Annotated in this window: 25 protein-coding genes; 11 read left to right on the forward strand and 14 right to left on the reverse strand. The window is 71.9% G+C overall.

Going from position 1 to position 25,024, the window contains the following annotated elements; genetic code table 11:
- Positions 1–498 precede the first annotated feature (498 nt).
- Entirely contained in the window at positions 499–885 is a 387-nt protein-coding gene (locus ACGFJ7_RS33770; protein ID WP_360254738.1) for a DUF4240 domain-containing protein, read from the forward strand.
- Positions 886–945: 60 nt separating this feature from the next.
- Here ACGFJ7_RS33770 and ACGFJ7_RS33775 read toward each other — a convergent pair whose 3' ends face one another.
- The 8 genes from ACGFJ7_RS33775 to ACGFJ7_RS33810 all read right to left on the reverse strand — a co-directional run bounded on the left by ACGFJ7_RS33775 (position 946) and on the right by ACGFJ7_RS33810 (position 10,448).
- Positions 946–2,301: an NAD(P)/FAD-dependent oxidoreductase gene (locus ACGFJ7_RS33775; RefSeq protein WP_392645811.1), complete on the reverse strand. Its 1,356-nt coding sequence runs from the start codon at positions 2,299–2,301 to the stop codon at positions 946–948.
- 29 nt (positions 2,302–2,330) lie between these two features.
- Positions 2,331–4,304 (reverse strand): AAA family ATPase, encoded by a 1,974-nt coding sequence (locus ACGFJ7_RS33780; protein WP_392645813.1) that lies wholly within the window; start codon positions 4,302–4,304, stop codon positions 2,331–2,333.
- Between the two features lie 52 nt (positions 4,305–4,356).
- Entirely contained in the window at positions 4,357–4,845 is a 489-nt protein-coding gene (locus tag ACGFJ7_RS33785) for a hypothetical protein (protein ID WP_392645815.1), read from the reverse strand.
- Between the two features lie 360 nt (positions 4,846–5,205).
- Positions 5,206–5,847 carry a 5,6-dimethylbenzimidazole synthase gene (bluB, locus tag ACGFJ7_RS33790; RefSeq protein ID WP_392645817.1) on the reverse strand — a complete coding sequence of 214 codons (642 nt, stop codon included), beginning with the start codon at positions 5,845–5,847 and terminating at the stop codon, positions 5,206–5,208.
- 50 nt (positions 5,848–5,897) lie between these two features.
- On the reverse strand, positions 5,898–6,491 hold the full coding sequence (locus ACGFJ7_RS33795; RefSeq protein ID WP_360254748.1) for a DUF4190 domain-containing protein: 594 nt from the start codon (positions 6,489–6,491) through the stop codon (positions 5,898–5,900).
- 42 nt (positions 6,492–6,533) lie between these two features.
- The gene (locus tag ACGFJ7_RS33800) at positions 6,534–8,618 is read right to left on the reverse strand and encodes an iron ABC transporter permease (protein ID WP_392645819.1); all 2,085 of its coding nucleotides are present in this window, start codon (positions 8,616–8,618) and stop codon (positions 6,534–6,536) included.
- A gap of 4 nt (positions 8,619–8,622) precedes the next feature.
- The gene (locus ACGFJ7_RS33805; protein ID WP_360254752.1) at positions 8,623–9,615 is read right to left on the reverse strand and encodes an iron-siderophore ABC transporter substrate-binding protein; all 993 of its coding nucleotides are present in this window, start codon (positions 9,613–9,615) and stop codon (positions 8,623–8,625) included.
- A 23-nt stretch (positions 9,616–9,638) separates the two neighbouring features.
- Positions 9,639–10,448 (reverse strand): ABC transporter ATP-binding protein, encoded by an 810-nt coding sequence (locus tag ACGFJ7_RS33810; RefSeq protein WP_360254754.1) that lies wholly within the window; start codon positions 10,446–10,448, stop codon positions 9,639–9,641.
- Positions 10,449–10,533: 85 nt separating this feature from the next.
- Between ACGFJ7_RS33810 and ACGFJ7_RS33815 the strand changes: the two genes are divergently transcribed.
- A complete protein-coding gene (locus tag ACGFJ7_RS33815; RefSeq protein ID WP_360254756.1) occupies positions 10,534–11,742 on the forward strand; it encodes an alpha/beta fold hydrolase in 1,209 nt (402 codons plus the stop codon).
- Here ACGFJ7_RS33815 and ACGFJ7_RS33820 read toward each other — a convergent pair.
- Together ACGFJ7_RS33820 and ACGFJ7_RS33825 are read right to left on the reverse strand one after the other, a co-directional pair.
- Positions 11,732–12,574, reverse strand: a complete 843-nt coding sequence (locus ACGFJ7_RS33820) for a GDSL-type esterase/lipase family protein (RefSeq protein WP_392645822.1) — start codon at positions 12,572–12,574, stop codon at positions 11,732–11,734. The genes ACGFJ7_RS33815 and ACGFJ7_RS33820 overlap by 11 nt on opposite strands.
- A 105-nt stretch (positions 12,575–12,679) precedes the next feature.
- Positions 12,680–13,291, reverse strand: a complete 612-nt coding sequence (locus ACGFJ7_RS33825) for a response regulator (protein WP_392645824.1) — start codon at positions 13,289–13,291, stop codon at positions 12,680–12,682.
- Between the two features lie 256 nt (positions 13,292–13,547).
- On the opposite strand from ACGFJ7_RS33825, the gene ACGFJ7_RS33830 reads away from it, so the two are divergent.
- Positions 13,548–13,982, forward strand: a complete 435-nt coding sequence (locus ACGFJ7_RS33830) for a hypothetical protein (RefSeq protein WP_360254762.1) — start codon at positions 13,548–13,550, stop codon at positions 13,980–13,982.
- Between the two features lie 2 nt (positions 13,983–13,984).
- Entirely contained in the window at positions 13,985–14,380 is a 396-nt protein-coding gene (locus ACGFJ7_RS33835) for a hypothetical protein (protein ID WP_360254764.1), read from the forward strand.
- Here ACGFJ7_RS33835 and ACGFJ7_RS33840 read toward each other — a convergent pair.
- Positions 14,371–14,772, reverse strand: coding sequence for a hypothetical protein (locus ACGFJ7_RS33840; protein WP_360254766.1), 402 nt, complete (start codon positions 14,770–14,772; stop codon positions 14,371–14,373). The genes ACGFJ7_RS33835 and ACGFJ7_RS33840 overlap by 10 nt on opposite strands.
- A gap of 1,117 nt (positions 14,773–15,889) precedes the next feature.
- Between ACGFJ7_RS33840 and ACGFJ7_RS33845 the strand changes: the two genes are divergently transcribed.
- From ACGFJ7_RS33845 to ACGFJ7_RS33855, 3 genes are read left to right on the forward strand one after another with little or no spacing between them, the layout of a single operon-like run.
- The gene (locus ACGFJ7_RS33845; protein ID WP_360254768.1) at positions 15,890–16,423 is read left to right on the forward strand and encodes a sigma-70 family RNA polymerase sigma factor; all 534 of its coding nucleotides are present in this window, start codon (positions 15,890–15,892) and stop codon (positions 16,421–16,423) included.
- The gene (locus ACGFJ7_RS33850) at positions 16,420–17,001 is read left to right on the forward strand and encodes a hypothetical protein (protein WP_360254770.1); all 582 of its coding nucleotides are present in this window, start codon (positions 16,420–16,422) and stop codon (positions 16,999–17,001) included. Before ACGFJ7_RS33845 ends, ACGFJ7_RS33850 begins: the two co-directional genes overlap by 4 nt.
- A 9-nt stretch (positions 17,002–17,010) precedes the next feature.
- The gene (locus ACGFJ7_RS33855; RefSeq protein ID WP_392645827.1) at positions 17,011–18,918 is read left to right on the forward strand and encodes a TPM domain-containing protein; all 1,908 of its coding nucleotides are present in this window, start codon (positions 17,011–17,013) and stop codon (positions 18,916–18,918) included.
- 43 nt (positions 18,919–18,961) lie between these two features.
- Here the strand turns inward: ACGFJ7_RS33855 and ACGFJ7_RS33860 are convergent, their stop codons facing one another.
- Positions 18,962–20,323 carry a TrpB-like pyridoxal phosphate-dependent enzyme gene (locus tag ACGFJ7_RS33860; protein ID WP_360257637.1) on the reverse strand — a complete coding sequence of 454 codons (1,362 nt, stop codon included), beginning with the start codon at positions 20,321–20,323 and terminating at the stop codon, positions 18,962–18,964.
- A gap of 477 nt (positions 20,324–20,800) precedes the next feature.
- On the opposite strand from ACGFJ7_RS33860, the gene ACGFJ7_RS33865 reads away from it, so the two are divergent.
- The gene (locus ACGFJ7_RS33865; RefSeq protein WP_360257634.1) at positions 20,801–21,253 is read left to right on the forward strand and encodes a DUF6082 family protein; all 453 of its coding nucleotides are present in this window, start codon (positions 20,801–20,803) and stop codon (positions 21,251–21,253) included.
- A 67-nt stretch (positions 21,254–21,320) separates the two neighbouring features.
- Positions 21,321–21,992 carry a carbonic anhydrase gene (locus ACGFJ7_RS33870; protein WP_360257631.1) on the forward strand — a complete coding sequence of 224 codons (672 nt, stop codon included), beginning with the start codon at positions 21,321–21,323 and terminating at the stop codon, positions 21,990–21,992.
- Here ACGFJ7_RS33870 and ACGFJ7_RS33875 read toward each other — a convergent pair.
- Positions 21,976–22,341, reverse strand: a complete 366-nt coding sequence (locus tag ACGFJ7_RS33875; protein WP_360257628.1) for a helix-turn-helix domain-containing protein — start codon at positions 22,339–22,341, stop codon at positions 21,976–21,978. The genes ACGFJ7_RS33870 and ACGFJ7_RS33875 overlap by 17 nt on opposite strands.
- Positions 22,342–22,415: 74 nt before the next feature.
- Here ACGFJ7_RS33875 and ACGFJ7_RS33880 point away from each other — a divergent pair, with 74 nt between their 5' ends.
- The gene (locus ACGFJ7_RS33880) at positions 22,416–23,384 is read left to right on the forward strand and encodes a zinc-binding alcohol dehydrogenase family protein (RefSeq protein WP_360257626.1); all 969 of its coding nucleotides are present in this window, start codon (positions 22,416–22,418) and stop codon (positions 23,382–23,384) included.
- Positions 23,385–23,440: 56 nt separating this feature from the next.
- Here ACGFJ7_RS33880 and ACGFJ7_RS33885 read toward each other — a convergent pair whose 3' ends face one another.
- On the reverse strand, positions 23,441–24,646 hold the full coding sequence (locus tag ACGFJ7_RS33885) for an MFS transporter (RefSeq protein ID WP_392645830.1): 1,206 nt from the start codon (positions 24,644–24,646) through the stop codon (positions 23,441–23,443).
- A 129-nt stretch (positions 24,647–24,775) separates the two neighbouring features.
- On the opposite strand from ACGFJ7_RS33885, the gene ACGFJ7_RS33890 reads away from it, so the two are divergent.
- Positions 24,776–24,973, forward strand: a complete 198-nt coding sequence (locus ACGFJ7_RS33890; RefSeq protein WP_392645832.1) for a hypothetical protein — start codon at positions 24,776–24,778, stop codon at positions 24,971–24,973.
- Positions 24,974–25,024: the final 51 nt, after the last annotated feature.

Consider the following 25,024-nt stretch of genomic DNA (forward strand, 5'->3'; position numbering starts at 1 on the left):
TTCCGGTCACGAGCGCGGCCGGGGCGATTCAAGGCGCGCCCTCGCAGTCGTGGCTGAGGGCCGATGCCGGGTGGAGGCCTTCGCTCGGCGGTCTGCCGTATCGTTCATGCTCGGGCTGGGTTGGGTTGTCACCGGGAAACTCGGCTGGCGAAGCGCCTGGTATCGCTTCACCGGCGATGCCTCAAAGATGACCTCGACGTCCACCTCGACGCCGAAGGCGTCCTCGGGGTCAGGCTGGCCGACACACAGGAGCTCCTTGCCCTTGACGCCGCGAGCGGCAAGGAAATCCACCGTCTATCGCTGACCGGACCTGACGCTGCGCAAGCTCGAACCATCGATGATCCACGGCGCCGTCATGCCTTGACCGAGTCGTCCCGGATGGGCAAGACCTATCCAGTGCGCCTGGAATGGCCCGGCGACGAAACGGCAGTGGTGGTTGTACTGCCGGCAGGAGCGTGACGTCCGCGGAGCCGCATGGTCGCGTGCTGCCAGGGGCGTGTGCGGGTCGCTGCGGCTCGGCTGGCCGAGCGGCCGGAGGTCGACATCACCGGCTTCGAGGACCGGTTGGCGGCGCTGCTGTGGGCGCTCGACACGCCGGCGCATTTCGCGGCCGCGCGGCCGATCGGTGGGGACGGGTTCCTCCACGTGCGCTGCGCCGTGGTGGCCGCCGGGCGAAAGGCGTACGAGCGGGTGGCCCGCACACCGTCGGCGTTGAGCGGGTTCGTGGACGGGGAGGCTGAGGTGCTGCTGACCGTGTGCAGGCAGGCCTACGAGCGGGCCACCGGCCTGCTGTGGGAGCACGAGTCGCCGCTCAGCTACGAGACGGGCAGCAACGTCGCAGCCGGGGGAGACCTCGGCGATGATCGAGGCTCATGTCAACGCTAACGGCGGCTCCGGCAAGCGCGTCGAGCCGCCGTCGCGTTGAGGGGAGGCCGGCGTCCGCGGTCAGGCTGTGCAGAGGCGGAGGAGTTCGGCGCGGTCCGGACCCGGCAGTGGGTACTGCGGGGCCGACACCCCAAGGGCCAGGACGCGGTCGCGGACGCCGGGTTTGGCGAAGACCTCGTCCGGGGTCTCCAGGAAGCCCGCCACCGTCAGGTAGGCGCGCAGCATGTCCGGGTCGCGCAGGGCGGCCGCGTACAAAGCCTTCGCCCCTATCCAGCGCAGGTCGTCAGTCTGGTACGGGGCGCCTGTCACGTCGCCGTCCATTTCGGCCAGGCGGTGTTTGTCGAAGCCGTTCGTCGCGCGGTACAAGGGCAGCACCGTGCGGGCCGTGGCCTCGTGGAAGCGGCGGGCCACCTTGTCGTGGTCGGCCGGGTCGGTGTCGCGCAGCGTGTCGCGCAGTACGCGGGCGTGGATCAGGGTGAAGGCGGCGCCGCGGCCCAGCGACGGGTTGGTGCAGGCCCACGCGTCGCCGAGCGGGACCATGCCGGTGAGCAGTGGGGCGCCGCCGGGGGCGTAGTGCCGGAGGCGGTCCTCGATGCCGGCCATCACGTCGACGCCGGTGATCGGCTCGGCGTCGATCCACGGGGCCGCCAGCGGATAGCGCCGCACCACCGATGTCCACGTCGCCGGGTCGCGCAGGACGCGCAGCGCGTGGTCGCGGGTGCTGCCGATCAGCACGACGCTCCACGTGCCGTCGTCGGCCGGCAGGGTCAGCACTGTCACCGACGCGTACTGCTGCTGCACCATCACCCGCAGGCCGGGCCGGTCGCCCCGGAAGTGCCGGGAGTAGTACACGAAACCGGCGTCGTCCCTCTCCTCGGCCGGCGGCGTGACTCCGGCCGCCGCGAGCCAGGCCGGCATCGCCGACCGGCGCCCGGAGCAGTCGATCACCAGGTCGCTGCTCACCGGGTCGCCGTCGGTGGTCACGCCGATCACCCGGGTCTCGCTTTCCAGCCGTACGCCGGAAACCCGCACCCCTCGACGCAGAACGACCCCGCATCTCTCCGCGGCCCGGGCCATCGCGGCCTCCAGGACGGGCCGCCGGGCGGTGACCGTCTCGAATCGGGCGTCGCCCTCCCGCTGGGACGGCGGCACCAGGCTGAACCGGCTTCCACCGGCCGCCAGCACCTCGGCCGCCGCCGCCGGCAGGTCGGCCGAGAGTGTCTGCCACCACCGGGGGAGCATGAAGTGGGGCAGACGGAACTGGTTCACGCCCGGCCGCTGCCATGTCTCCCACAGCCGTGAGCCGGGCGGGGCCGGGTCGCGTTCCAGGACGGTCACGTCGTGGCCGTCGCCGCGCAGCATCATCGCGGTGCTCAGGCCGGCCAGGCCGGCACCCAGGATCGTCATGTTCGCCATGCCCGCAGACTGCGCCCGGGGACTGCTCACTAGCCAGGTCGTTCGCTGCCCAATCGATGCCCGGTCTCGGCCTCCCACAGCCGGTCGGTCAGCGTTTCGACCGCCTTGGCCAGGTGCCGGCGGTAGGTACTGAACGGCAACCCCAGCGCCTCGGCCGCGGCTTCCTGCGAGGCCGCCGGTTTGAGGTACGTACGGTGAAGCACCGCCCGCAGACGTTCGCCCCTCGGTTCCTCGCCCAGGGCGTCCACCGCCTTGGCCAGGGCCGCCCGGACCGTCGCCGGGTCGCCGCCGAGCGCCGTGCCGGCCAGGGAACCGGCGTCGGCCCGGTGCAGCGCCGCCCGTACGGCCGAAGCGAATTGGTCCCTGCCCATCGGCGCCGGCCGGGTCAGCTCGGCCGGCGGCGGCCCGCTGCCACCGGTCTGCTCGCGCTCGTTCATCATCTCGAGCCAGGCGCCGACCGGGAAACGCCGCCAATCGTTGCCGTAGACCACATGCCGCCGCCCGTCGCAGTCGACCGACAGCAGCTCGCGGAAGCCGAGATAGTCGAAGAACGGGCCCCAGAACCGGTCGTCCACTGTGGCCACGAACGCCCAGGCGAGCGGCCGCCCGCACCATTCGGCGATCGACGACACCGAGCCGGCGAAGACCGCGTTCCGGTCGCTCTGCGATCCGTCCTCGCCGAGCAGGAACCGCGCGATGTCGACCTGCTCGCCCGGCCGCAGCGGCGCGGTGCGGCCGACGTGCTCGAGGATCGCCCGGACGACCGGGTCCTCCCGTTCCAGAGCGAGACCGGCCGGCACGAGCGCGTGGTAAGCGAAGCCGGACCCGCCGGCGATGACGCTCGCGCCCTCCGGGCGGGCGGCGAACCATTCCCGGGCCAGCGCCTCGGAACGCGGTCCGAGCTGGTGCCCGATGTGGACGGCAACCGCCGCCAGTTCGCCCGGATGGGCCGGCACCACGGCGATCGATCCGTGTGCCCGTACGGCCCGGAACTCGGCACTGAAGGGCCCGCGCCGATGCAGATAGGCCAGCTGCTGGGCCAGAAGCTGCCGGTGCATGCCGGTCGCCGACCGCAGGCCGGTGACCACATAGTCGTGGATGATCCGGTGCAGTTCGCGGTAGCGGTCGGGCGAGCGGCGCTCGAACTCGGCGTCGAGCACCTCGCGGGTCAGGTCGTGCGGGAACAGCCCCTGCGGGCGGGCCGTGACGAACGGGCGGTCCCGCAGCCACTGCCACACGCGGGGAGCGTCGGCGTCACCGACCGTACGGCGCAACAGATCCTCGGTCGTGACCTGAGCCTTGGCGCAGGTGGCGAGCCCGAGCAGGTGCGCCTCGGACGGGGCGTCACGCATGACCGACGCGGTCAGGGCCGAGATGAGATCGGGCGCCTCGGCCAGGCTGCCGGGCACGTCACCGCCGGCCGACACCACATCGGCCAGCAGCGCCAGGGCCAGCGGATGCCCGCGGCCCAGCCGCATGATCGCCTCGCGGTTCCCGGCCGCGACGCCGGCCCGCTCGAGCAGGTCGGCGCTGGCGTTCGGATCAAGAGCCGACAATTGATGTACGGCGACGACGCCGCGCCAGCCCGGATCACACCGCCACGCCTGGACGGGCGGGTCGCGACCGGCCAGCACGACGATCCCGTCGTCGGGCAGCGCCGGCACGAGGTCGCGGCGCAGCCAGCCGTCGAGCGCGGCCAGATGCTCGTACCCGTCGACGAGCAGGACCTGCGGCTCGGCTCCGCCGACGGCACCCACGAAGTCCTCCGCGGTGGGCCGCAGATCCTGCCCGTCGACGTAGACCACCCGGCGCCCGGCCCGCCGCCCGCGCTCCCGCAGATGCAACAGCAGGGTGGTCTTGCCGATCCCGCCGGGCCCGTACACGAACAGCACGCGCCGCGACGTGCGGCCGGCGAGCGCCTCGTCGAAACAGGCCACCTCGGTGTCCCGCCCGGCGAAGCTCCGCCACCGCACGTCCTCGACGACATCGCCGAGCTTCGGCATCCCGCCAGTCTGTGGGCTCGCGGCGCGGGCCGCCGTCACCCACCCGACAGGTCTAGAAGGAGAACGTGCACATCACCTTGACCCCACCGGTGAACTCGGTCGTCTGCTCCGGCGACGGCCCGATCCGGTAGATGAAGTTGAGCTTCTTGCTGATGATGCCGCAATCGTCGGCGTACGAGGCGTCCTCGATCCACACCGACCGTCCGCCCTGCCCAAGATAGGCGGTGTAGACGGCCGCCCCGAGGAACTGCCAGACCCCCTTGCAGGCGCCCTTCGTGTCAGCGACCTTGGCACTGATCTCCGCCGACAGCGCGGCCACTCCGGCCAGCCCGCCCGCCTTCTTGGCCTTCTTCACCTTCTTGACGGCATCCGACACGAAGCAGTGCATCTTCGCCGCCGCCGACGCCTCGGCGAAGTTCTCCACGATCTGATCGACATCACTCCCGCTGTAGTAGCGGGCCGTACTGGCCTGGGCCGGCACCGCGACAGCCAGCACCATCACGACGGCGGCCACCACGGCCACACCAATTTTCCTGAGCATGCGTGCTCCTCCGACAAGGGGTTACGACCGCCTCACCGTAGGAACCATCGCCCTTCTCGCACCATCACCGTAAATGCCCGACAAAACCACCAACCCGACCGATCCCGTACGGGGTCGTCAAACCGGCGACCTCCTCCGTGCGGCGCGTTGCCGTCCACGGTCGCCCAATTGGGCGGCCCCGCGTCGCTTCGGGAGCCGCCGCCGCGCTTACTCCGGCTCGGAGTCGAACATCGGCAGTGGCACGAGGGCCGGCATTCGAGGTCGAGCGGCGGCGCCGGGCTGGGCGGTCGTGGCACCGCGGCCTTTCCGAGCTCGCTTCGTCTTGGTGTTCGGCCGGCCGATGCTGTCGAACCGTGGTGATCAGTCCGTGGAGGAGGCCGGGGTCCAGCGGTTCTCGTGGCGGGCCAGGTGCAGGGGGCGGCGGGTGCGCCAGCCGTGGCGTTCCAGGTCCGGGGTCTGTTCCAGGTGGGTGACCGGGCCCAGGCAGAGCCAGGCGACCGGGCGTACGCCGGCCGGGATGCCGAGCAGGTCGCTCAGGAAGTCCTCGCGGTAGAAGGACACCCACCCGACGCCCAGCTTCTCGGCGGTGGCGGCCAGCCACAGGTTCTGGATGGCCAGGCAGACCGAGTACAGGCCGGCGTCGGCGATCGCGTGGCGGCCCAGGACGGCCGGGCCGCCCCGGGACGGGTCGTACGTGACCGCGATCGACAGTGTGGACTCCAGGATGCCGTCGATTTTGATGCGGGCGAAGCGGGCCGCCGCCTCCGGGTCTTCGGCCAGGGTGGCCGCGAAGACGTCGCGCTCACTCTGGACGTGGGCATGGAACGCCTGGCGGACAAGAGGGTCGCGGACGATGATGAAGTCCCACGGCTGGGACAGGCCGACGCTGGGGGCGGCGTGGGCGGCCGCCAGCACGCGGTCCAGGGTCTCCGGGGCGATGGGGGCGCCGGTGAACTGGCCGCGTACGTCGCGGCGGGTGTGGATGACGTCGTACAGGTTCATGGACGGCGGGGCCCCTCGCTCCGAGTTCGTGCCACCGGGCAGGCTACCGGTCAGCCCTTGAGCGATCCCGTGCCGGGTTCGGTCGTGACGGCCAGGCAGAGGACGCGGGACTCCAGGCGGGCGGTGAACAGCAGGTAGTCCGCGTCGGCCGGGCGCGGATGGCCGGCGTACGCGGTGAATTTGTCCCGGCAGGTCAGGTCGTCCTGCTCCGCGGTGGCCGTGGACCGGCCGAAGGTGGCGAACACCTCGCTGTCGTGCGAGGCCGAGCAGGGCACCGCGGTGACGTAGTCGTCCGACGACTGGTCGAGGTCTTTCAGGCAGTCGCCGGGGCGCAGGTCGCGGGTGCTGATGCTGCGTTCGCCGCGCAGGACGCCGGTGGCGTCACGGTCGGGGCCGTCGGCGGCGTCCCGGGCGATGGCGATGCCCGCGAACACCGCGATGGCCGAGAGCCACAGGCCGCAGACGCACAGGGCGACGATGGCGATGACCCGGCCGCGCCTGTCGCCGTTGCGCCGACTCTGCCGCAGGCCCACGATAGCCAGGATGATGCTGATCAGGCCGACGCAGCCGAACAGCGACAGGACCAGCGCCGCGATGGAGAAACCGTTGGTGCGCGGCGGCGCCGGAGGGCTTTGAAGATCCACCGGCGCCACCGTACCGGCCATCGACGGCCGGCGCTGCCCCGATCAGCTGGTGGGACGGCTCCGCCAGAGCAGCCAGACGAAGTAGGGGGCGCCGATCAGCGCCGTCACCAGTCCCGCCGCCAATTGCGAGGGCGCGATGACCGTACGCCCGAGGGTGTCGGCCACGCTCACCAGCACGGCACCCAGGCCCACCGCGACCGGGACCGCCCGGGCGCTGCGGGAGCCGACCAGGGCGCGGGCCGCGTGCGGGGCGACCAGGCCGACGAAGGCGAGCGCACCCACCGCCGTCGCCGCGGCCGCGGTCAGTACCGCCGCCACCGTCAGCAGGCCGAGCCGGGCCCGGTTGAGCGGCACCCCGAGCAGCCTCGGCACGTCCTCGTCGAGGGAGACCAGGTCGAGCGTACGGCTGGAGACCATGGTGAGGGGGAGCGCGACCAGCAGCACCAGCGCGACCGGTACGACCTGCCCGATACCGCGGCCGTACGTCGACCCGGCGAGCCAGGTCAGCGCCGTGCTCACGTTCCACGGGGAGATCACCACCACGACCAGGGTCGTGATCGCCGTGGCGGCCGCGCTGACCCCGACACCGACCAGCACGATCCGGTCGGAGGCGAGCCCGCGCCCGGCCGCCAGCCAGTAGACCAGGGCGAACGTGCCCAGCGCGAAGAGCGTGGCCACGCCCATCACCGGCCAGGCGCCGATGCCGGGGAAGAGCAGGACCACCGCGACCGCGCCGACGCTGGCGCCCGGTGTCACGCCGAGCAGGCTGGGCTCGGCCAGCGGGTTGCGGCAGACCGCCTGCACGATGGCGCCGGCCAGGGCCAGCGCCGCCCCGCCGAGCAGGGCCGCCAGCACGCGCGGCCAGCGCTGGTCGAGCACGAAGCCGACCTGCCGGCCGGCGTTGCCGCTAATCCAGTTCAGGACGTCGCCGAGCAGGACGATCCGGTCGCCGAGCAGCAGGCCGGCGATCAGCGCGGCGACCAGGAGCACCGCGATCAGCACGGAGACGGTGACGACCCACGGGCGGGAGTGGACGGTGCCGTGGGCGCCGCGGGCCGGCGCCGCGGCCGGGCCGCCGTCGCGCAGCTTGCGGGCCAGCCAGACCAGCACGACGGCGCCGGCCAGGGTGGTGACGATGCCGGTGGGCACCGAGATGGCCACGTCGGCCGGCAGGGCGAGCCGCAGCAGCACGTCGGCCCCGACCACGATCAGGGCGCCGCACAGCCCGGTGAACGGCAGCAGCAGCAGGTGCCGGCCGAGCCCGGGCACGCGCCGGGCCGCCAGCCGGGCGATCACCGGGGCGGACAGGCCGACGAATCCGATCGGGCCGGCCACGGTCACCGAGATCGCGGCCAGCAGCACCGCCGTGACGACCGACAGGACCCGGGTGCGGCGGACGTCGACGCCGAGCACCCGGGCCGAGTCGTCGCCGAGGCCGAGCACGTCGAGCCGGTGGGCCAGCAGCAGTGCGGCCAGCACGCCGATCGCGACCACCGGCGCCGTCAGCTTGACGTTCTCGCTGCCGGACTGGACGGTCGTGCCGCTGCCCCAGGCGAACAGGCCGACGGTGTTCTGCTGGAACAGCAGCAGGAGTACGGAGGTGAGCGCGTTCAGCGCGAGCGCGACGGCCGAGCCGGCCAGCACCAGCCGAGTCGGCCCGGAGGCGCCGCCCCGCGAGACGAGCAGGACGACACCGGCCGCGAGCAGGCCGCCCACGAAGGCGACGAGCCCGCCCACCACGAACGGCACCGCGACCCCGAAGGCGGCCACGGCCACCACGGCCACGTAGGCGCCGGCGTTCACGGCGAGGGTGTCGGGGGAGGCCAGCGGGTTGCGGGCCACCGACTGCAGGACCGCGCCGGCGACGCCGACCGCGATGCCGACGAGCAGGGCCGCCGCGAGCCGGGGGAGGCGGCTGGCCACGAGGACCGCCACCGCCTCGTCGTTCTCGCCGGCCCACGGGTTGATCGCCTTGAGCAGTTCGCCCACGCCCATGGCCGCGGTGCCCTGCGTGAGGTGCACCGCGGCCAGGACGGCGAGCAGCACGACCGCCACGGCGAAGACCGCCACCACGCCGTACACCTTTTTCAGCGGCGCCGCCGTCACCGGCGAAATCGTGCTGGTCATCGACTCAGGCGGTCAGGGCGCTGGTGAGGGCGTCGATGTAAGCGTTCGCCGAGGCGGGGCCGCCGAACATCCAGATGCCGTCCGGGACGCGCTTGACCTGGTTGGCGGTGACGAACGGGAGCTGCTTCCACACCGCGTTGGTCTTCAGCGAGTCGGTGAAGTCGCCGCCGTCCGCGTCGTTGGCCACGTACAGGAAGGCGGTCGACGGGTCCTTGAGCTTGGTCAGGCCCTCGACGTCGGTCTGGGCCAGGCCGTAGTCCTTGTCGCCGCCGGTGGTCCACTGGTTCTTCAGGCCCAGCTCGTTGGCGATGGCGCCGAAGAACGAGGTCGGCGTGTAGAAGCGCAGCGAGACGGTGCCGGCGTCGACCCAGCCGTCGGCCATGGCGAACGCGGCGCCGGACTTGTTGGCCTTGGCCAGCGCGTCCTTGCCGGCCGCGACCTTGGCGTCGAAACCGGCCAGCAGCTCGGTGGCCTTGGCCTGGGTGCCGGTGGCCTGCGCGAGGGTGTTCACCGTCTTGCGCATGTAGCCGATCGGGTCGGCGCCGTCCGAGCCGCGCAGGGTGAGGACGGGCGCCTGCTTGGCGATCGAGGCGATCACGTTCTCGGGCAGGTCCTTGGTGGTGACGACCAGGTCGGGCTTGAGGGCCACGATGGAGTCGAGGCTGGGCTCACCGCGCTGGCCGACGTCCGGGGTGGAGGCGTCGATCGGGGCGCTCTTGTCCCAGTTGTTGTAGCCCTTGACGTCGGCCTGGCCGACCGGCTTCACGCCGAGCGCGACCAGGTTCTCGGTGAGGCCCCACTCCAGTGAGACGACGTTCTTGGCGGGCGCGTCGAGGTGGACGGCGCCGCGCTCGTCGGTCAGGTCGACCGGTCCGCTCGAGACGGCCGGGGCCGCGGCGGCCTCGTCGGCCGGGTCCTCGGTGGTGCCGCAGGCGGCCGTGATCAGCAGGGCGCTGAACGCGACGCCGGCCGCGAAAGCTCGGCGGGTGAGAGCCATGAGAAAAATGTCCCTTTCAATAATCAGGAGGCGAGCGACCGGCTGGTGTGCCGGCCGATGGGGCGTGTGCGGACGTGGCCGTCGTCGCCGACGGACACCTCGATGCGCAGGCCGTAGATGTCACTGAGCAGGTCGGTGGTGAGCACCTCGGCCGGCCGCCCGTCGGCGCGCACGACGCCCTGGCACATCAGCACGATCCGGTCGGCGACCGCGGCCGCCTGGTCGAGATCGTGCAGCACCACGCCGACCGCCACGCCGTGCTCGTCGGCGAGTTCACGGACGATGTCGAGGATCTCCACCTGGTAGCGCAGGTCGAGGAAGGTGGTGGGCTCGTCGAGCAGGACCACGCCGGTGTCCTGGGCCAGGCAGGTGGCGAGCCAGACGCGCTGCAGCTCGCCGCCGGACAGCTCGTCCACGGCGCGGTCGGCCATGGCGTGCACGCCGGTCATGGCCATCGCCTTGTCCACATGGGCCGGGCCGTCGGGGTCACCCGAGCCGAAGCGTCCCCGGTAGGGGTGCCGTCCGTAGGCGACCACGTCGCGTACGGAAACGCCTCCGGGTGTCGGCCTGGACTGCGTCAGAAGGGTGACCTGCCGCGCGAAGTCCTTCGGCTTGAGGGCGGCGGCGTCGGCGCCGTCCAGCGCGACGGTGCCCGACTGCGGGGTGTGCAGCCGCGCGAGCGAGCGCAGAAGGGTGGACTTGCCGGAACCGTTGGGCCCCACGAGGGCCACGACGGTGCCGGCGTGCAACTCGATGCCCGCGCCGTGCACGACGGTCCGGCCGTCGTAGGCGAGCGTCAGATCGGCTCCGGTGAGCGCCGCATCCCTGGTCATGAAGGTGAGGCTAACCTAAATCCGAGCGCGGCTCGAATCACGGGTCATAACGAATCAAGATCATGTATGTGTTTAGGGTGAGGTCATGATCGCGCACCCCGGGCTCCGCTTCACCGACCACACCGTGACCGTGCCGCTCGACCACAGCGACGCCGGCCGGGGCACGATCGAGGTCTTCGCCCGCGAGGTCGTCGCCTCCGACAAGGCCGCCGACGACCTGCCCTGGCTGCTCTACCTGCAGGGCGGTCCGGGCGGCAAGTCACCGCGGCCGCCGCGCTCCGGCAGCTGGATCGCCCGCGCGGTCAAGACCCACCGGGTGCTGCTGCTCGACCAGCGCGGAACGGGCCGCAGCACGCCGCTCGGCACGCACTCGGTGAAGCACTTCCGGGCCGACAGCATCGTGGCCGACTGCGAGATCCTGCGGGCCCGGCTGGCCGGCGGGCAGCGCTGGGACACGCTCGGCCAGAGCTACGGCGGCTTCGTCACCATGACCTACCTGTCGCACGCGCCGCACGGCATCCGCACGGCCTACGTGACCGGCGGCCTGCCCGGCCTGACCGCCACCGCCGACGAGGTCTACGCCCGCACGTATCCGCGGGTGGCCGCCAAGAACGCCGAGTACTACCGGGCGTTCCCGGAGGACCGGGCCAAGGTCCGGGCGATCGCCGACCGGCTCGCCGCCGAGGACGTCCGGCTGCCCGACGGCGACCGGCTCACCGTCGAGCGCTTCCGGACGCTGGGCAGCGCGTTCGGCATGAGCTACGGCTACGCCCAGGTGCACTGGCTGCTCGACGAGGCCTTCACCGACTCTTTCCGGTACGAGGTCATGCAGCTCACCGGCTTCGTCGGCCAGCCGCTGTACGCGCTGCAGGAGTACATCTACGGTCAGGGCTCCGGCGCCACGAACTGGGCGGCCGCCCGCGCTCTCGCGACGAGGCCGGAATTCGCCGCCGGCGCCGACCCGCTGCTGTTCACCGGCGAGATGATGTACCCCTGGATGTTCGAGCAGATCCGGGCGCTGCGCCCCTACGCCGCCGTCGCCGAACAGCTGGCCGCCGTCGACGACTGGCCGCTGCTCTACGACCCCACGATGCTGGCCGCCAACGAGGTGCCGGTCTACGCGGCCGTCTACGCCGACGACATGTACGTCGACCTGGGCCTGTCGCTCGAGACGGCGGCCGCGGTCGGCAACGTCCGCACCTGGATCACCAACGAGCACGAGCACGACGGCCTGCGCACCTCGGGCGAGGACGTGCTCGGCCACCTCATGGACATGGCCGCCTTCACCAGGTGAAACGTCCCGGATAGCTCACCTCGGCCAGCCGCGCCTGACCCTCGGTGCTCGGATGGAAGTAGTCGATCCGGTTGACCAGCTCGAGGTCGAAGCGCACGTTGTGCACCTCTCCCGAGTCCCAACGGCATTTCTTCCCGTACGCCCGGCAGGCGTCCGCCAGCGCGTCGTTGTACCCGTCGATGCGCCGGGCGACCTGGCGGCGACGGCTCTCGTCGGCCTCCGCCGTGGAGGTGGGACGGGCCAGCAGGGACGGGCAGATGCCGGCGTTCCACGCCCGTACGGCCTTCTCGTTGCCGTGCCCGACGTCCCACAGCCGGTAGAGGTCGGGGATGCTCACCATCAGCACGCGCGCCTTGGGCAGGCCCTTCTTGAGCCGGTCGAGCCCGGCACCGACCCGCTGCCGGAACGTGGCGACCGGGGTCATGCCCGGCACGCTGGCGGCGCAGGCGTCGTTCGAGCCGATCAGGATCGTCACGTACTGGGCCTTGACGTTCACCGCCTTGCGGGCCTGGGCCGCGAGGTCGGCCGAGTCGGCGCCGGACTGGGCGAAGTTGTAGGCCTTGCCCTTGATGGCCGCGTTCTTGTCCCGGATGCGCCGGTAGTGACTGTCCACCGCCGAGTCGCTGCCGGTCGCCCAGGACCGGCGCTCGCAGGCGACCAGCGCGAAACAGCTCGCGAACCCGACGGTGATCGAGTCACCGAGGGCGGCCATCGACGACGGGTAGGACTTCGAGGAGCCGGTCGGCTTCGGATCGGCCGCGCCCGTGCCCTCCTCGCAGGCCAGCGCGAACACACCGAGCAGGGCGAGTACGGCGAGGTGCCAGCGACGCATCCCATCCCCAAGATTCACCGAGAGTGACGACACGGCCACTCTACAGTGCCGGGGCATTCCACCCGGTCCGTGACCCACGCGCCCCGGGACACCGTTCGGGTGGTCTCACCGAGCCCGGTCGGCGACCTGGAGCTTGGCGACGACGCTGGAGACGTGATGGCGTACGGTCCTCGGGCTGAGCCCCAGCCGCTCGGCGATCTGCTGGTTGGTCAGATGCCGCGCGACCAGGCTCAAGATCTGCCGCTCCGGGTCGCTGAGCTCCGGCAACGCCCCCTCCTGGCGCCGATCGGGTCCCGGGAAGTACCCCATCAGCCGTACGGCCAGAGCCGCCCCGAAAATCGCCTCCCCGGCGGCCACCGCCCGTACGGCCCGCAGCAGCTCCGCCTTGCGGGCTCCCTTGGGCACGTGGCCGCGGGCGCCCGCCCGCATCGCCGCGAACACCGAGTCGTCGTCATCGGCCGTGCTCAGCACCAGCACCCGCACGTTCGGCACGGCCCGCACCAGCCGCTCGGCGGCGGCGACACCGCCCGTCCCCGGCATGGCCAGGTCGATCAGCACGACGTCCGGCCGCAGCCGGGGCGTCATGACGAGGGCCTGCTCACCGCTGGCCGCGTCGTCGGCCACCTCGATGTCCTCGGACGTCTCCAGCAGCGCCCGCAGCCCCTGTCGGAAGGCCGCGTGGCCGTCCACGATCAGCGCCCGGATCGGCTCCGTCACCGCAGTCCCTCCCGCGCGGGCCAGGGCCTCTCGGCTCCGTCCCGCATGGATGTCAGCCCAACCCCCGGCCGTACGCAATGGGTCCGCCTCCGCCCGTCATCACCGACCTCGACCACCAGCCGCCCAACGGCCGACCGGGCACCGGAGTGACGGCACACATCGGTCACCGCCGCCGCTCCGCCCTTGATACGCCGAAGGTGGCGCGGCCGGAACCGCCCCGACGGGAAGCGGACTCGAACGACGGTATTTTGGTGCGATGAGTCAGCTTGAGGACGTGGCCGCCCGTGATGGCTGGCGCTGCTGGGTGTGCGACGAGCCGGTGGACCCCGACATGCCGGTGAACGACCCCCGGGGGCCCAGCGTCGACGCCCGTACCGCCGACCGCAAGGCGAAGATTCCCGAGCGCCTGGCCCACCGGGCCTGCAACACCCGCAAGGGCGCGGTGAAGGTGACCATCGCCTGGCCCGGCCACCTGCACGTCACCGAGCCGGCCCCGCTGATCGCCGTGGCCGACCGGCTGGAACGCAAGGGCGGCCGCGAACTGGTGGCCCGGTGCCCGACCCGGAAGGACGCCCAGGCCACCGCCGACTGGCTGGTGGACCGCTTCTCCCGCCTGCTGCCCACCCGGCCGGTGTCGGCCACCGTCGACCCGGGCGCCGGCCAGTTCCTGGTCACCCTGGTTCGCCGCTGACCATGGCGGGCCGGCGCTACAACTGCTCCTGCGGCAAGAAGCGCTACCGCGACGAGGAAGCGGCGCTCGCCGCCGCGGCCGAGGACACCCGGGCGTACGGCGAGACCGTCACCGTCTACCGCTGCCCCGGCGGCCTGGCCTGGCACCTGACCGCCCACGGCTTCGTGCCGGAGGCGCTGCGCTCGGCCGGGCGCCGGGTGGCCTACGCGCTGCTGTCCCACGAGTCACTGGACTGGTCGTCGTTGGACGGCCGCGACACGCGGGCCGCGCGGCGCATCGTCGCCCTCGGCCTCGCGTCCGGCCCGCCGCCGGGCACGCTGCGCGCCACCGACCGCGCGGGCCTGACGCGCGTCGTCCAGATCGGCCTCGACGCCTACGCCGCCGGCGGTCACTCGTAGCAGCCGCGCCGGTCGCTCTCCACCTGCACGTAGACGACCTTGCTCTTCTCGATGTTGATCCGGTAGTGGGCGCCGTCGCCCTTCACGACGTCGACCAGCGCGTCACCGGCGGTGCGCTTGGCCGGGGGCGTCTCGTCCCCGTCGCCGCGCCAGGTGAGCTGCGGGTACGCCTGGCGCACCGCGGCCAGCGTACTGCCCGGCTTGATCCCCTCCGCCGTCTTCTGGCCGCCGAACGAGTCGATCGCCCGCAGCCCGTACTTGCCGTTGAAGATCATCCAGTCCTCGTCCGACTGCCCCTTCCAGTGCGCGGAGACGCAGGCGTCGGGCCCGGAACCGTGCTGCTCGGCGTTGACGACGATGAGACCGGTCGCCTTGGCCGCCTTCAAACTCATCCCCACCTTCAACGGCCCGATCCGATCCGGCCGAATCGTGAACTTGGCCGGATCGGTGTGCCCCGCCTCCGTCGGCTGGCCGGTCTCCGTCGGCCGGCCAGTCGGCGTGGCCGCCGGAGCTTCGGTGGCCGGAGTCGTGGCCGGCGCCGAAGCAGGAGCCGAGGCAGGAGTCGTGGGAGCGGCCTGCCCGCTCGGCGTTGTGGTGTCGCTGCAGGCGGCAGCCAGGACGACCAGGCTGGTAGCACCAAAGATCTGAACGAGACGACGCATCGGAATGTCCTTCCCCGTGGGTTCCTCTTGCCCGAGTCAGCATTCCGGCTCACCGCCCCCGGCGAATCACGGATACGTGCCAACGAACGGGTGACGATCGAGCCGGCCGCGGTGATCATCACCTAGACTTTCGACGTCATCCGCCACCAACTGGCTCGGCGAGATGATCGGCAGGAGTGTTCGAAGGCGACGCGATCGTCTTCGTTGACTGCCGTGCCCTGCTGACCGGTCGAGTCAGGCGTCTTCATCGCGGCGTCATCGATCCGCCGGCAGGATTGCTGCTCGCTCGTACTTGGCGATCCCATACGCGAGAGGGTCACGCGACTTCGTGTCAGGTTCGACTGCCAAAGAAAGGATGCGGCGTGGCGAACATCGCCATCTAGCTCTAAGCGGGAATGGGAGAGATCACCCTGTGGACCATAATCGCAGTGGCGGCCTCATCCCTCCTGGCATTGCTCGCGCTTTTCCTGCTCTGCGTCGTTGCGATGGTCTTCGCGGCATGGAAAGGCGTAAAGACGTATGTCAGGGTCACCAAACAAGGCGAATTCCACATAGAGCCAGGGAACCTTGGTCAGGTTTCCGCCCAGAGGGATGACGACCAACCGTTAGTTGTCGACGCCAGCGGTGCGGCGTCGACGGTCTCCACGCAGGAAGAGTTACCACCCCCGAAGGCCGCGCGCAGGCGCGGACGAGGCCCCGGCCGGAACGGGGGTGAGAAGACATAACGCGGGAACCCTCGGAGGCTCATCCGAGGGTTCCGCTGTGTCTCGTGGCCGATGGTCTACCGTCGCGTTCGGCGATCGTGAAAGGGGCCGGGGGCTCCCGGACATGTGTGAGGGTGGACCCTGTGAACGTGGAGGGGCGCCGGCGGCGGTTCGAGGCCCTGGCCCCCGCGGTGATCGAGGCGGTGCGGCGCTATCTGGTGCGGCGCACCGACGCGGCCACCGCGGACGACGTGCTGTCCGAGACGCTGCTCGTGTGCTGGCGGCGGCTGGACGAGATGCCCGAGGAGCACCTGCCGTGGGCGTACGGGGTCGCCCGTAACTGCCTGGCCAACGCTGAGCGGAGCCGCCGGCGGCAGGCCCGGCTGTTCGCGCGCATCGCGACGATCGATCCGCCCCGGCCGGTGACCGACGGGCCCGAGCCCGAGGACGACGAGCTCGCCACCGCCATGGCGCGGCTGCGGGACGCCGACGCCGAGCTTCTGCGGCTCTGGGCCTGGGAAGACCTCACGCCCCCGCAGATCGGCGTCGTGCTCGGCGTCTCGGCCAACGCGGCCTCCATCCGGCTGCACCGGGCCAAGGAGAAACTGCGCGAGGAATTGCGAAAGGCCGCGGCGGCGGCCGGACATGAGGGGGAGACAGAGGGGAGCCGGCCATGACCGACGACGAGCTGCGGGCGCGACTGCGCCGCGCCGATCCGGCCCGGGACATCGCGCCGGCCTCCCCGCACCGCTTCCCGCTGGAGGAAATCATGACCACCGCCACGCCCGCGCCGCCCCGCAAACGCCCGCTCATCGCGCTGGCCGCGGCGGCCCTCGTGCTGGTGGCCGCCGGCATCGGCTGGCTGACGCTTCGACCCGAGGAGACACCGACCGTGACCACCCAGGAACTGCGAACCGTCCAGTTGACCGCCACGGGCGTACAGGCCAAGTGTGTCGAACCCACCGCCGAAGTCCTCGCCGAGGAGGCCGACTTCGCCTTCGCCGGCACCGTCACCGCCGTCGAGGGCACCACCGTCACGCTCGACGTCACCCGCGTCTACCGGGGCTCCGCCGCCGACCAGGTGCGGATCGCGCAGGCCGGCGACTCCTCCGAGCAGATGATGGGCAGCGGCAAGTTCGAGAACGGCAAGAAGTACCTGGTCGCGTCGGCCGAGACCAGCATGCTGATCTGCGGCTACAGCGGCGAGGCGGACGCCGAAGGCCTCCAGGGCCTGTACGACCGGGCGTTCGCCTAAGTTGGAGGCATGCCGCGCCGTGCCGTCTCGTTCCTGATCGCCCTGTTGGCCGTCCTGCTGGCGGCGTCACCGGCCCGTGCCGAGGCGCCGCAGCGGCTCGACAACCAGTTCACCGATGCCTCCGGCTGGATCGACAACCGGGCGCCGGCCGAGAACGCGGTCCAGGACCTGCAGGACAAGACCGGCATCCAGCTCTGGGTGGTGCTCGTCGACTCGTTCGACGGCACCCCGGCCCAGAGCTGGACCGACGAGACGGCGCGGCTCAGCGACCTCGGCGACCGGGACGCGCTTCTCGCGATCGCGGTCGAGGACCGGTCGTACGCCTACTCGTTCCCCGACGACGCGCGCATCTCCGACAAAGAGCTGGCCGAGGTCGCCGAGAAGGACATCGAGCCCGCGCTCAGGAAGGGTGACTGGTCCGGCGCCGTCGTGGCCGCCGCCGAGGGCTACCAGGACGCCGCCTCCGGCGGCAGCGGCCTGATCTGGGCCGTCCTCATCGTGCTGCTCGTCGTGGTGGCCGGCCTGGCCTGGGTTTTCCTGCGGCGCCGCCGCCGTGCCGCCGCGCCCGCGCCGGCACCGGCCGGTCCGACCGAGGCCGAGCTGTCGAGCCGGGCCAACGCGCTGCTGGTCGAGCTCGACGACGACCTGCGGGCCAGCGAGCGGGAACTGGAACTGGCCACCGCTCAGTACGGCGAGCCGGCCACCGCACAGTTCCGGTCCGCCCTCGACGAGGCCCGCCGCAACGTGGGCGAGGCCTTCCAGCTGCGGATGACGCTCGACGAGAAGCCCACCCCCGGCGACCGCTCCAAGCTGACCCGCATCATCGAGCTGTGCGAGGCCGCCGACAAGCGCCTCGACGACGAGTCGGACGCCTTCGATCGCCTGCGCGACCTGGAGTCCCGCGCGGCCGAGGTCGCCGACGAGGTCGACCGCCGCCGCGCCCGGATCGAGGCGGCCGTGCCCGGCGCCGAGGCGACCGTGCGCGACCTGCAGGCCCGGTTCTCCGGCGGCGCCGTCACCGCGATCACCGGCAACGCCGACCAGATCCGCGAGCGCCTGGCCTTCGCCGCCGACTCCGCGCGCCAGGCCCGCGAGGCTCTCACCCAGGGCAGAAACCCCGAGGCGGCGCTTGCTGTACGGGGCGGGGAGCAGGCCGTCGATCAGGCGGACCACCTGGTGCGGGCGATCGAGCGGGCCGCCACCGAGCTGCCCGCGGCCCGGTCCGCCGCCGACGGCCTGCTGGCCGAGGTGACCGCCGAGACCGCCGCCGGCCGCGCCGCGCTGACCGGCGGGGGAGAGGTGCCCCCGGGCCTGGCCGCCGCGGTCACCGGCGGCGAGCAGGTGCTGGCCGAGGTGCGCGCCGCCCTGGCCGCCGACCGCCCCGACCCGGTCGCGGCCGTGGCCCGCCTGCAGAGCGCCGACGCCGCCCTGGACGCCGCGCTGGCCGCCGCCCGCGACGCCGCCGAGCGGAGCGCCCACGCCCGCAGTATGCTGGCCCAGGCCCTGCCGGTGGCCCGGGCCGAGGTCTTCGCGGCCAACGACTTCATCACCACCCGCCGCGGCGCCGTCGACTACAGCGCCCGCGCCGCCCTCTCCGAGGCCCAGCGCCACCTGTCCCGGGCCGAGAGCCTGGCCGCTTCCGACCCGGTGACCGCCCTGTCCGAGGCCCAGCAGGCGCACCAGCTGGCCTCCCAAGCCGGCCAGTCCGCCCGCGTCGACGTCCAGAGCTGGGGCGGCGCCGGCCCCTACGGCCGCCCGGGCGGCTTCGACGCCGGCGCTTTCGCCGGCGCCGTCCTGGGCGGCATCCTGGCCGGCGGCGGCCGCTCCCCGGGTGGCTTCGGAGGCAGCAGCCGCCGAGGCGGCGGAGGCGGCCACTCCAGCGGAGGCGGCCGCCGAGGCGGAGGCGGCCGCTTCTGACCGCCACCACACCGAAGCCGGCCGGCAGCGCGCCCGCGCGGGGTCAGGCGGGGATGGTGGGGAGCGTGGCCATGGCCTGTTTGACGGCGTCGCTGGAGAGTTCGTGGTCGACCATGTCGCCGGACAGGAAGCGGCCGTAGGCCGGCAGGTCCAGGTGGCCGTGGCCGCACAGGGCCGTGAGGATCACCTTCTCCTCGCCGGTCTCCTTGCAGCGCAGGGCCTCCTCGACGCAGGCGGCCAGGGCGTGGGTCGGCTCGGGGGCGGGGATGATGCCCTCGGTGCGGGCGAAGGTCACGCCGGCCTCGAAGCACTCGCGCTGGTCCTTGGCCACCGCCTCGATCAGGCCCAGCTCGTAGACGTGGGAGATCAGTGGGGACATGCCGTGGTAGCGCAGGCCGCCCGCGTGGATCGGGTCGGGGATGAAGTCGTGGCCCAGGGTGTGCATCTTCATCAGCGGGGTCATGCCGGCCGTGTCGCCGAAGTCGTAGGCGTAGACGCCCTTCGTCAGGGACGGGCAGGCGGCCGGCTCGACGGCGCGGATCACCGGGTTCATGCGGCCGGCCAGCTTTTCGCGCAGGAACGGGAAGGCCAGGCCGGCGAAGTTGGAGCCGCCGCCGGTGCAGCCGACGATCACGTCCGGCGTCGCGCCGGCCTTGGCCAGTTGCAGCAGGGCCTCCTCACCGATGACCGTCTGGTGCAGGAGCACGTGGTTGAGGACGCTGCCGAGCGCGTAGTTGGTGTCGGCGTTCTGGGCGGCCACCTCGACCGCCTCGCTGATCGCGATGCCCAGCGAGCCCGGGGAATCCGGATGGGCCTCCAGCACGGCGCGGCCGGCCGACGTCAGGACCGACGGTGAGGGGTGGATGGTGCCGCCGAAGGTCTCGATCATCATTTTGCGGTACGGCTTCTGGTCGTACGACGCCCGCACCTGCCAGATCTCGCATTCGATCCCGAATTGCGCGCTGGCGAAGGCCAGGGCCGTTCCCCACTGCCCGGCGCCGGTCTCGGTGGTCAGCCGGCGGATGCCCCCGGCGGCGTTGTAGAAGGCCTGCGGCACCGCGGTGTTCGGCTTGTGCGAGCCGGCCGGCGACACACCCTCGTACTTGTAATAGATCTTCGCCGGGGTGCCGAGGGCCTTTTCGAGGCGGTGGGCGCGGAACAGCGGGGAGGGCCGCCACAGCCGGTAGACGTCGAGCACCTCGTCGGGGATCGGCACGTACCGTTCGGTGGTCACCTCCTGTTCGATGAGGGCCATCGGGAACAGTGGGGCCAGGTCGCCGGGACCGACCGGTTGCAGCGTTCCGGGATGCAGCACCGGTGGCGGCGGGCTGGGCAGATCGGGCACGAGGTTGTACCAGTTCCGCGGCATCTCCGATTCGGACAACAGGATCTTCGTGTCGGTCATGCCCGGATTCTGCCCGGCCGCGCCCGTTCCCATAAGCCATTCACCCAATGTGTTTACAGGGTCACCTTGCGTGAGGTTAACTAGCCTCGAAGGCTACGCCTCGGAAGTCCTATAAGTCCTTATAGCGTACTTCGCCATTATCCCCGGCTTACGGTTACCGGAACAGACCTCCGGTGCGATCGCGCCGGAAGACAGGTGTCCGGTCTGTCTACTGTGGAGCTTGAGCGGCGAGAGCATGAGCTGGGTGTCGTTCAGCCGACAGTGTCCGGTTCGCGCACGCTCCGTACACAATCAAGCACTTGACTGCCGAAGGCTAGTCAGGCCGGGGGTGACGGACAGGGTGTGCGACAACGGCTTGTGGCGACCTCGATCGCGTGAGAGTTTCCGTCGAGGTCCCCCAGCCGTGACTTGCCGTTCGCGTCAGCCGGAGACCCGGACGACGGGGCCGCACGGCGCCCGAACGAACAGAGAGTCGAGATGATCGATCTACCGACAATCGCGTCGATCGCCGCACTGCTCGCCGTCGCGATCTTCCTCGCGGCCCAGCAACAGCAGATCCGCGCCACGCAGATGACCGACATCCGCGAACGGCACTTCGAACTGATCAAACTGATGCTGGATCACCCCGAACTGGACTACAACGCGACCGGCCGGGCGGCCGGCGACGATCGGATGACGGCCATCGGCATGAGCATCTGGGTCGCGCACTGGAACACGCTGTGGCACATGGGACAGATGGACGAGAAGGCACTGCGGTTCAACCTCGCCGACCTGTTCCGCAAGTCCGAGGCGCAGAAGTGGTGGACCGAGGTCAGCGACGGCTGGTCGACGAAGGCCAACCGGCGCGAACGCCGCTTCATCACCATCGTCAACGAGGAGTGCCAGGTGGCCGCGTCCAACCGCACGGTCGCACCGACCGGCGCGAGATGACCGCCCGGGTGTCGGACACCTGACGGGTCCGAGCATCGATCGCCTCCGCTGGCTAATGTCGAGGCTCATGGATCTTTCTCGTCGCTCCCTGCTCATCTCGGGAGCCGTCGCCGGCCTGGTCGGGGCGGCCGCCGTGCCCACGTCCGCCGCCGCTCACCCCAACGATCCGCTCGAGCGGCTGCTGGCCGGCAACCGGCGGTTCGTCGCGGGGCGCGCCTATCATCTGCATCAGAGCCTCGACCGGCTGCACGAGGTCGCGGCCGGGCAGCACCCGTTCGTGGTCACGATCGGCTGCGCCGACTCCCGGGTGCCGCCCGAGGTTCTGTTCGACCAGGGCCTCGGCGACGTCTTCGACAACCGGGTCGCCGGCAACATCGTCGACGACCTGCTGCTGGGCAGCATCGAGTTCGCGGTCGAGGAGTTCGGCTGCCCGCTCATCGTGGTGCTCGGCCACGAACGCTGCGGCGCGATCAGCGCCACCGTCGACGCGATCGAGAGCGGCGGCACGGCGCCGGGCCACATCGGCGCGATCGTCGAGGCGCTGCGCCCGATCGTCGAACCGCTCGCCGGGGGACCCGGCGACGTCGTCGAGCGCGGTGTCCGGGCCAACGTGCTGGCGCAGGTGGCGGCGCTGACGGCGCGCAGCGATCTCATCGCCGGGCATGTGGCCACCGGTGAGCTGCGGGTCGTGGGCGCCCGCTACGACCTCGACAGCGGCCGGGTCACGCTGCTCCGGTGAGGGCCGGGAAGCGGTCGATGTTGGCCACCGCCCACTGCCGCAGGGCGGCCAGCGGCGCGCACGCGTCCTGGCCGAGCGCGGTGAGCTCGTACTCGACGTGCAGCGGGACGGACGGGTAGACCGTACGGTCGACGAGCCCCTGTTCTTCGAGGCGGCGCAGTGTGGCGGTGAGCACTTTCGGGCTGACGCCGTCGAGCCGGTCGCGCAGCGCGCCGAAGCGCCGCGGGCCGTCCTCGAGGGCGCCCAGCGCGAGGGCGCTCCACTTGTTGGCCAGCAGATCCAGCAGTTGGCGGCACGGGCACGAGGCGTCGTAGACGTCATGCTGGCGGGAGCAGGAATCGGTCGTCACGGCCCCATCGTAGTACCCAAAGGGAACTAAGATCCCTTGCCGGTAACTAGGGCCTTCGGAATACCGTCCTCGTCATGAGCGAAACGATGCGCGCGGTCGGCTACCGCGACAACGTCCTGGAGGACATCACCCTGCCCGTTCCCGAGCCCGGCGAGCACGATCTGCTCGTCCGGATCGAGGCCGTCTCGGTCAACCCGGTCGACGTCAAGGTGCGCCGCGGCGGCGGCCCCGGCGTGCTCGGGTACGACGCGGCCGGCGTCGTCGTCGCGGTGGGTGCGGCGGTCACGCTGTTCACGCCCGGAGACCAGGTGTGGTACGCCGGTTCGATCGCCCGCCAGGGCACGGACGCGCAGTTCCACGTCGTCGACGAGCGGATCGTGGGCCCCAAGCCGGCCTCGCTCGACTTCGGCGAGGCGGCCGCCCTGCCGCTGACCGCGCTGACCGCGTGGGAGGCCCTGTTCGACCGGCTGCGCCTGACGGCGGACAGCACCGGCTCGATCCTGGTGATGGGCGCGGCCGGCGGCGTCGGCTCGATCCTCGTCCAGCTCGCCCGGCAACTGACGAACCTCGAGGTCATCGGCACGGCGTCCCGGCCCGAATCCCGGCAGTACGTGCTCGACCGCGGCGCCCACCGGGTGGTCGACCACCATGGTGACCTGCGCGCGGCCCTGCCCGACGGCGTCGACTACGTCTTCACCCCGCACTCCGCCGGCATGGTCGAGACGTTCGCCGACATCGTCCACCCGTTCGGCGCCGTGGTCGCGATCGACGAGCCTGAGGGCCTGGACCTGCTCCCGCTGAAGTCGAAGAGCATCGCCTGGCACTGGGAGCTGATGTTCACGCGCTCCCTCTACGACCCCACGAGCCACGCCCAGCACGACATCCTGCGCCAGGTGGCCGAACTGGTCGACAAGGGCGTCCTGCACACCACCCTGACCACGCGCGTCGAGGGCATCGACGCCGCCGGCCTGCGCGAGGCCCACGCCATCGTCGAGGCGGGCTCCGCCATCGGCAAGACAGTCGTGGTCAAGCGCCCCGAATGAGGCGGCGCGCCAGGCGGTAGGTCAGCAAGCCGCTCGCGCCGCCGGCACCGGCCAGCTCATGGCGTCATGCGAGCGGTGTTCGCCTCTGTGTGACGCTCGGGGCGGTCCCGGCCGGAGCGGGCGGTGACGGTCAGGACGGTCAGCGCGGCCAGCACCAGCAGTCCGCCGATCAGGGCCAGTGGCCGCGCGCCGGCCGCGGGCAACACCGCCCCGCCGAGCAGTGACCCGCCGGCGATCCCCACGTTGAAGGCCGTGCTCAGCCAGGCCGACGCCATGTCGGTGCTGGCCGGCGCCACCTGCAGCATCCGGTGCTGTGCGGCCGCCGGGAAGGCCGAGTAGCCGCCGCCGGTCAGCGCGATCAGCGCCACCGCGGCCACCGGCAGCGCGCCCAGCGGATAGAGCGCCAGCAACGCGAACGCCACCACCGCCAGCGGGGTCAGCCGGGCCGCGACCGGCCGGCGGTCCAGGAATTGCCCGACGATGATCGTGCCGAGCACCCCGGCCGCGCCCGAGGCGAACAGGACCGGCGCCAGCGTGCCCTCGCTCAGGCCGGTGACGTCGAGCAGGAACGGCCCGACGTACGTGGTGAACGTCAGATAACCGCAGACGCCGAGCGTGGTGGCGGCCACCAGCCACCGGAAGGCGGCCCGGTCCGGCGCGCTGCCCCGGGCCGCGCCGCCGGCCTGCGGCGGATAGGACGGGACGAGCACGACCACCGCGATCGCGACCAGGACGCCGACCACGGCCACCGCCGCGAACGCGGCCCGCCAGCCGGCCTGCTGGCCCAGCCAGGTGCCGGCCGGGACGCCGATCACCGGGGCCAGGGCCGTTCCGACCGAGAACAGCGCCACCACCCGCCCCCGGGCGGCGGGCGGGAACGGATCGTTGACGGCGGCCGCCGCGATCGACCAGAACAGCGCCTGGCACAGGCCGATCAGCAGCCGCGATCCGGCCAGCACCGGGAACGACGGGGCGAACGCGGCGATCAGGTTGGCCCCGGCGAACACCCCCAGGGTGACGCCGAGCAGCCTCCGGCGCGGGATCCGGCGGGTGAGCCGGGTCAGCGGCACCGAGAACAGCACCACCACCGCGGCGTACCAGGTGACCAGCAACCCCACCTGGGACCGCGACCGGTCCAGGTCGTCGGCGATCAGGGTGAGCAGGCCGATCGGCAGCAGTTCGGTGGTGACGAACGCGAGCGCGGCCAGCGACAGCGCGACGACGGCCGCCCACGCCCGTCGGCTCGCGGCAGGTGGTGCCATGGATCATCCTCTCCCGCGCGCGAACCCGCGCACCGGCGGATGATGTCAGCCCCTCCATCATGCCCGCCAGGCATTTCCCGCACGGCGTTCTCAGCGACGGCACAGGGGCCGGGGCCGACGATGCGGAGCATGACGACGCTGTCGCACCGGCCCGCCGCGCTGCCCGTGGCGGTGTCGCGGCCCTGGTTCTGGCCGGTCTCGCTCGGCTGCGCCGCGCTCGATCTGGTGGTGCCCCGCTCCACGCTGACCCCGCAGCTGGTCATGGTCCCGGTGCTGTTCGGGATCCCGGCGGCCGGCTTCGCGCCGGCCTACGTCACCGCCGGATGAGCGCGGGGATCCCTCCCCCCGTTGTCCAGGGATCCCCGCGTCACTGCCTAC

Source organism: Actinoplanes sp. NPDC048988, assembly GCF_043197815.1.
Lineage (GTDB): Bacteria > Actinomycetota > Actinomycetes > Mycobacteriales > Micromonosporaceae > Actinoplanes.